Source organism: Pantoea sp. Taur (assembly GCF_009830025.1).
Lineage (GTDB): Bacteria > Pseudomonadota > Gammaproteobacteria > Enterobacterales > Enterobacteriaceae > Pantoea > Pantoea communis.
In genome coordinates, this window is sequence record NZ_SZZZ01000045.1 from 1 (window position 1) to 7,593 (window position 7,593).

The window sequence follows — 7,593 nt, forward strand, 5'->3', positions numbered from 1 at the left end:
AAAAAGTGCCATGCCGGTTACAGCCCAGACCATCATTTCCATCGATAAACGGCGCTTTCGTAACGTCACTGTCCCGGTATCAGCGAGACACTCGTCAATGAGTTCAGGAGAAAGGAGATCGGAAAGCCCCGAGAATTCCTGAGGCGTAAACTTATGAACGATATCGAGAGCCTGACTGAGAAGCATAAAAAAATCCGTAATCCCTGAGAGATTACGGATTCTTGCAGAACTGCCGGATCGTTCAACCGATCATTTTTGTCTTAACTGATCGGCATTAGGCCACCAGGCCGCCCTTTCAGTTCCAATGATTCGCACCCTGCCAGATGCGTTACTTCGCGCCTTCAACGGCTTCGCGAGCCAGACGCGTAATGCGATCCCAGTCGCCGCTTTCCAGCGCATCGTTCGGCACCAACCACGAACCACCAATACAGAGCACGCTTTTCAGCGCCAGGTAGTCACGATAGTTGGCCGGTGAGATACCGCCGGTTGGGCAGAAGCGCACCTGTGGGAAAGGACCGCCAATCGCTGACAGCGCTTTAACACCACCATTCGCCTCAGCCGGGAAGAACTTAAACTCACGCAGGCCATAATCCATACCCAACATCAGTTCAGAAACGGTGCTGATGCCCGGAATCAGTGGTACCGGACCTTCAACTGCGGCTTTTAGTAACGGCTCGGTCAGACCTGGGCTGATCACGAACTGCGCACCGGCATCAGTCACCTCTTTCAGCTGCTGGGTGTTGATCACTGTGCCCGCACCGACAATCGCTTCTGGCACTTCTTTGATCATCGCACGCAGCGCGTCCATCGCCACCGGCGTACGCAGCGTCACTTCCAGCACACGCACACCGCCGGCCACCAACGCTTTGGCCATCGGCACGGCGTGTTCCAGTTTATTCACCACGATCACCGGCACAACCGGGCCCGTAGTCATGATCTGTTCAGCAGTGGTTTTCCAGTTCTTCATCACGTTTCCTTAGTGGCATCAGCCCGACTCGCATCCGGCTGTCAATGTTTGGGCTCTACCATACAAGATTGGCTGGAGCGGCGTCTATCGGATATCAAAAATTATTGAAACTCTGGTTCAATTTTAAGAAAAATGAATTTTCCAATGGGAAGTTTTTTCCTTCTGCATCATTCATCCCATTGCCTGGCATAAATCTTTATCCGAAAAAACCAGATATCAATGACAACACGATAAGTAACAGGATAATCGCGGACGCAAATGCCATACCCAGCAAAATGGCATGGAATGCGAGCGTTCCGCAGCTAAATATCAGCGCGCCCCTGACACTCCATTTGTTCTCTTTACGCATACCACCAACGAAGGCCATGAGTAAGGCCGCCGCGGCGAGGCTAAGAACAACGGTAGTCAGTATTTGATCGATATTGATTTTCCTGACGGGTTCACTTGAGGAAGGAGCTTTGCCTTTCAATCCGTCGATAACGCCTTTTTTAATCTCGCCAACGTGTCTGGCAACGACACTCTCAAGCGAAGGAGGTGCCGAGTAAGGCCCAGTTGAGAAATGGATAAGGCTGATAATCAGAGCTATCGCTCCCAATATCATACCGGCTGAACTCCATGCATTTTTTACCAACGTATTCACACAATAATCCTTTATTTGATCAACCTGCTCCGTGCAGCAAAAACTGTTACACGCTTTCTGACCCGTCAACGCTTACATTTTACAGAAATAAAAAAACGCTTTCGGTGATCATCATCGAAAGCGTTTGTCTGTGGTCTCTAATACCTAGCCAGCAGTTAAATCACTGGCTGTGCCATCACAAATTATTCAAACTCATTCCACGAACGGCCATCACGCGTAATCATCGCGACGGACGCCACCGGACCCCAGGTGCCAGCCTGGTATGGCTTAGGCGCTTCAGCATCGGCGTTCCATGCATCAATGATGGAATCCACCCAGCCCCACGCCGCTTCCACTTCGTCACGGCGTACAAACAGCGCCTGAATGCCGCGCATGGTTTCCAGCAGCAGACGCTCGTAGGCATCCGCCAGATGTGACTGATTGAAAGTCTCGGAGTAGCTCAGATCCAGCTTGGTGGTCTGCAGTTTGTGCTTGTGATCCAGACCCGGCACTTTGTTCAGGATCTCGATATCCACCCCTTCGTCCGGCTGCAAACGAATGGTCAACTTGTTCTGCGGCAGTTCAGCATAAGAGTCTTTGAACAGGTTCATCTCTGGGTTCTTAAAGTACACCACAACCTCAGAGCATTTGGTCGGCAAGCGCTTACCGGTACGCAGGTAGAACGGCACGCCCGCCCAGCGCCAGTTGTCGATATCAACACGGATCGCCACGAAGCTCTCGGTGGCGCTCTGCTTGTTCGCGCCCTCTTCTTCCAGATAGCCTGGTACTTTTTTGCCCTGCACGAAGCCGGCGGTGTACTGGCCACGCACGGTTTTTTCACGCACGTTGGTCTGGTCAATACGACGCAGCGAACGCAGCACCTTCACTTTCTCATCACGGATGGCATCCGCACTGAGATCGGATGGCGGTGACATGGCGATCATCGTGAGGATCTGCAACAGGTGGTTCTGGATCATGTCGCGCATCTGGCCAGCTTTATCGAAGTAACCCCAACGACCTTCGATACCCACCTCTTCCGCCACGGTAATCTGCACGTGATCGATGGTACGGTTATCCCAGTTATTCACGAAGATAGAGTTGGCGAAACGCAGAGCCAGCAGGTTCAGTACCGTCTCTTTACCGAGATAGTGGTCAATACGGAACACCTGGCTCTCTTCGAAGTACTTGCCGACGCTGTCATTGATCTCTTGCGAGGTCTCGAGCGAGGTGCCGAGCGGCTTCTCCATCACCACGCGCGCCGGTTTAGCATTCAGCTTGGCGGCGCCCAGACCGTCGCAAATGGCGCCAAAGGTGCTCGGCGGCATAGCGAAGTAGTTGATGGTGACACGATCTTTCTGGTCAAGCATCTTGCCCAGTTTGGTGAAATGCGAGGTGTCGTTAACGTCGAGGTTGCAGAAATCGAGACGGCTGCTGAGTTTATCCCACAGCGCTTCGTCGATTTTCTCCTTCATGAAGGTTTCCAGCGCTTCACGCACCACTTTGGTGTACGCGTCTTTGTCCCACTCCGCGCGCCCCACGCCGATGATGCGTGTGGTGTCGTGAATCTGACCGGCTTTCTCCAGCTGATACAGTGAAGGCAACAGTTTCCGGCGAGCAAGATCGCCTTTGGCACCGAAAATAACCAGATCGCATGCCTGGGCTGTTTGTGTTACCGCCATTTTCCTCTCCTCGTTGCAGGATATACCCGGTTTGAGCGTCCTCATCATCCCAGGTCCTTATTGTAATTTTCTTACAGCACAATGTACTTTTTTCCCCGCATCGGAACAACCCAGACGCGGTGTGGCATTAGCCATTACTTTGAACATGATGGCGAACAAAGGTGTGTTGTGGTGTGCGCTTTTCGCGCTTTTTCTGTTTCGATGTTTGTCGGGATAAAACCCGGCAACGATCAAAGTATGACAAAAAAAACGCGCTTACATTTGTCCGCTGCTGCGTGCGAGGGCGTATTACACGGTATATTGTTGTGAATTGGCAGCGTTTTATCAGGTGATGAACGCGACGAAAGTGATTGAGACGCATCGGGTTAACGACATGCTGGAACATATTCAGGCGCAACTTAACGCGCTGAGCAAATCAGAACGGAAAGTGGCAGAACAGATTCTGGCCGCTCCGCAGCAGGCTATGCACTCCAGCATCGCCACCCTGGCGCGTGCCGCCGACGTCAGCGAACCGACCGTCAATCGCTTTTGTCATCGTATGGGTACGCGCGGCTTCCCCGACTTCAAGTTACGACTGGCACAGAGTCTGGCAAAAGGTCCGAACTGGGTCAGTCGCGATGTGGAAGAAAATGACAGTGTTGAAAGTTACAGCCACAAGATTTTTGATTCCGCCCTCGCCGGCTTAAGCCATGTGCGCCAACAGCTGGATCTTCAGGTCATTGATCAAGCGGTTCTAGCCCTGACTCAGGCACAAAAAATCGCCTTTTTTGGTCTCGGCGCCTCTGCGGTTGTGGCGCACGACGCGACCAATAAATTCCTGCGCTTTAATCTGCCGGTCATCTGGTCAGAGGATATTGTGATCCAGCGCATGAGTTGCATAAATAGTGGACCAAATGACGTTTTTGTTCTCATATCACATACTGGTCGAACCAAAAATATGATAGAACTGGCTCGCCTGGCGCGTGTAAACGCTTCCACAGTACTGGCTATCACCTCTCCGGGTTCACCCCTTGCGGCAGAAGCAACCCTCGCACTGACGCTCGATGTACCTGAAGATACGGATATCTACCTGCCGATGGTTTCCCGCCTTGCGCAATTAACCGTGGTTGATGTTTTGGCGACAGGTTTTACCCTTGAGCGTGGCGCGGCTTTCCGCGAAAACCTGAAACGGGTGAAAGAAGCGCTCAAAGATTCGCGCCTGGAAAAGCGGGTGCAGTAAAATAATTAACATCACATTCACAATGTGAGTCGAATCACAGCCCATCGATCATATAGAATATGCGATTACACCGTGTCCCCTTGAGAGTGACACGAACCTTTGTCAACGGAGTCCTTCATGTCAAGACGTCTCAGAAGAACCAAGATCGTAACTACCCTCGGCCCAGCCACCGATCGCGACAATAACCTCGAAAAAATCATCGCGGCGGGCGCGAACGTGGTGCGACTCAATTTCTCCCACGGTACCCCGGAAGACCACCAGATGCGCGCCAACAAGGTGCGTGAGATTGCCGCTAAACTTGGCCGTCACGTGGCGATTCTGGGCGACCTGCAAGGTCCAAAAATTCGTGTTTCCACCTTCAAAGAAGGCAAAGTCTTCCTGAATGTCGGCGATCGCTTCCTGCTGGATGCGGATATGGGCAAAGGCGAAGGTGATAAAGAGAAAGTCGGTATCGACTACAAAGGTCTGCCAGAAGACGTGGTGCCGGGCGACATCCTGCTGCTGGATGATGGTCGTGTACAGTTGAAGGTGCTGGAAGTTCAGGGTGTGAAAGTCTTCACCGAAGTCACCGTCGGCGGCCCGCTCTCCAACAATAAAGGCATCAATAAACTCGGCGGCGGTTTGTCTGCCGAAGCGCTGACTGAGAAAGATAAAGTCGATATCATTACCGCCGCGAAAATCGGCGTGGATTACCTGGCCGTGTCATTCCCGCGAAATGGTGAAGACATGAACTACGCTCGCCGCCTGGCGCGCGATGCAGGTTGTGATGCCAAACTGGTGGCCAAAGTCGAACGTGCAGAAGCCGTTGCGTCTCAGGAAGCGATGGATGATATCATTCTCGCCTCTGACGTGGTGATGGTCGCGCGTGGCGACCTCGGCGTTGAAATTGGCGATCCAGAACTGGTAGGGATCCAGAAGGCGTTGATTCGTCGTGCGCGTCAGCTGAACCGTACCATCATCACCGCCACGCAGATGATGGAGTCGATGATCACCAACCCGATGCCAACCCGCGCTGAAGTGATGGACGTGGCGAACGCCGTGCTGGATGGTACCGATGCCGTGATGCTGTCAGCAGAAACCGCTGCCGGTCAGTATCCAGCGGAGACCGTGTCTGCGATGGCGAAAGTGTGTCTTGGTGCGGAAAAAATCCCAAGCGTCAACGTGTCTAAGCACCGTCTTGAAGTGCAGTTCGACAACGTGGAAGAAGCGATTGCGATGTCCGCGATGTATGCAGCCAACCACCTGCAGGGGGTTTCTGCCATCATCACCATGACCGAATCGGGCCGTACTGCGCTGATGACGTCACGTATCACTTCTGGCCTGCCGATCTTCGCTATGTCACGTCACGAACGTACATTGAACCTGACTGCGCTGTATCGCGGCGTGACGCCGGTTTACTTCGACAGCAACAATGATGGTGTAGCCGCCGCGCATGATGCAGTGAACCTGCTGCGCGACAAAGGTTTCCTCGTCTCGGGCGACCTGGTGATTGTCACCCAGGGCGACGTGATGGCAACCACCGGCACCACCAACACCAGCCGTGTTCTGCGCGTAGACTAAACGCTCACGCACCACTCACAGCGGCTGTAACAACATGGATAAACGCGACTGCCTGGCAGTCGCGTTTTTATTTTTTCTGACAAGGAGGCCAGATGGCCCGCTATCAACCGATTACCCAACTCACCGGACGGGTGCTGCTGTTCCCGCTCGCGCTGGTGTTGTTTGAGTTCGCGACTTACATCGCCCATGACATGATTCAACCCGGCATGCTGCTGGTCACTTCTGAATTCAACGTCGGCCCGGAATGGGTGTCGACTTCTCTAACTGCTTATCTGATGGGCGGCGTGGTGCTGCAGTGGCTGCTCGGCCCGCTCTCGGACAAATATGGTCGCCGTCCAGTCCTGCTGTTCGGCATTTTGTTCTTTGCCGCGGCCTGCATTCTGACCACCTGGGTCACGAACATCGAACAGTTTGTCACCCTGCGCTTTATTCAGGGCATCAGCCTGTGCTTTATCGGTGCAGTCAGTTATGCCGCCGTGCAGGAAGCGTTTGATGAGGCTTTAGCGGTGCGCATGATGGCGCTAATGGCCAACGTGGCCCTCTTAGCCCCGCTGGCCGGTCCGCTGGCGGGTGCCGCCTGGTTAACCGTGGGTGAATGGCGTAGCATGTTCTGGCTGTTTGCGATTTGTAGCGTGGTGGCTTTTGTGGTGCTGTGGCGCATCATGCCGGAAACCGCTGGCGATCGTAGCCACTCAATCGCACCGCCCAATCTGGCACGCGCCTATGGCCGTCTGGCACGCGATCGTCAGGTGATGTATGGATCTTTCGCTATTGGCCTGGTGTTTATTCCGATTCTAACCTGGGTTGCCTTGTCACCCGTGATTCTGATGCATGACGAGGGCTTATCGCGCATGGAGTATGCGTTGCTGCAACTGCCAGTGTTCCTTGCCATGATCGCTGGCAACCTGACGCTGGGTAAACTGGCGGGTCGCGTTCCCATCGAGCAGCCGGTCAAATTCGCTGCGTGGCCGATTCTGCTGGGTTTAAGCATCTCGTTGCTGGCTAACCTGCTCGACAGCCATACCTACCTGTTGCTGACCGCAGGATTAAGTCTGTATGCCTTTGGTGCGGGCATGGTCAACGCCGGTCTGTATCGTCTGACGCTGTATTCCAGCAGCGAAGGTAAAGGCAGCGTGGCAGCCATGCTGGGAATGATCAGTATTCTAACATTGGCCATCGGGATTGAACTGGCGAAAGCAGGCTACTTCAGTGGTGGCACACCATGGTTCAGCGGCATCAACTTTGCGGCGGGTGTGCTGTGGTTTGGCCTGGTCACACTGTTCCTGCGTAAACGTATCCGACGCAGCCACGTTGAAGCGGTAGAATAATCAAAGGGGCCAATCGGCCCTAATGCCGATCAGTTAAGGATCAGTTGAACGATCCAGTGGCTGTGTAAGAATCCGGAAACGCTTCGTTTCCGGATTTTTTTATGCAGCTCAGTCAGGCCCTTGATATCGTCTCTCGTTACGATTCTCTTCGTAATCCTCTGAATACGCTCGCGGATGTTCTTGACCCTGCGCTCATCAGCCGCTGCCTTGAGGAAGCTGGT

Annotated in this window: 8 protein-coding genes; 4 read left to right on the top strand and 4 right to left on the bottom strand. The window is 53.5% G+C overall.

What is annotated here, in order from left to right; translation table 11 throughout:
* From FD744_RS24985 to zwf, 4 genes are all read right to left on the bottom strand, one after another.
* A partial coding sequence (locus FD744_RS24985; protein WP_202403470.1) for a transposase domain-containing protein occupies positions 1 to 186 on the bottom strand: 186 nt, incomplete at its 3' end.
* 142 nt (positions 187 to 328) lie between these two features.
* The gene (locus FD744_RS24990; protein WP_034828669.1) at positions 329 to 967 is read right to left on the bottom strand and encodes a bifunctional 4-hydroxy-2-oxoglutarate aldolase/2-dehydro-3-deoxy-phosphogluconate aldolase; all 639 of its coding nucleotides are present in this window, start codon (positions 965 to 967) and stop codon (positions 329 to 331) included.
* Positions 968 to 1,163: 196 nt separating this feature from the next.
* Complete coding sequence (locus FD744_RS24995) at positions 1,164 to 1,607, bottom strand: hypothetical protein (protein ID WP_034828668.1); 444 nt, start codon at positions 1,605 to 1,607, stop codon at positions 1,164 to 1,166.
* A gap of 182 nt (positions 1,608 to 1,789) precedes the next feature.
* Positions 1,790 to 3,265: a glucose-6-phosphate dehydrogenase gene (gene zwf, locus FD744_RS25000; RefSeq protein ID WP_034828667.1), complete on the bottom strand. Its 1,476-nt coding sequence runs from the start codon at positions 3,263 to 3,265 to the stop codon at positions 1,790 to 1,792.
* Between the two features lie 373 nt (positions 3,266 to 3,638).
* Between zwf and FD744_RS25005 the strand changes: the two genes are divergently transcribed.
* From FD744_RS25005 to FD744_RS25780, 4 genes are all read left to right on the top strand, one after another.
* Positions 3,639 to 4,484, top strand: coding sequence for a MurR/RpiR family transcriptional regulator (locus FD744_RS25005; protein ID WP_160869985.1), 846 nt, complete (start codon positions 3,639 to 3,641; stop codon positions 4,482 to 4,484).
* 117 nt (positions 4,485 to 4,601) lie between these two features.
* Positions 4,602 to 6,044, top strand: a complete 1,443-nt coding sequence (pyk, locus tag FD744_RS25010) for a pyruvate kinase (protein WP_038646525.1) — start codon at positions 4,602 to 4,604, stop codon at positions 6,042 to 6,044.
* A 92-nt stretch (positions 6,045 to 6,136) separates the two neighbouring features.
* Positions 6,137 to 7,372, top strand: a complete 1,236-nt coding sequence (locus FD744_RS25015; protein WP_160869986.1) for an MFS transporter — start codon at positions 6,137 to 6,139, stop codon at positions 7,370 to 7,372.
* Between the two features lie 101 nt (positions 7,373 to 7,473).
* The coding region (locus FD744_RS25780) for a hypothetical protein (protein ID WP_237449367.1) at positions 7,474 to 7,593 on the top strand (120 nt) is incomplete at its 3' end.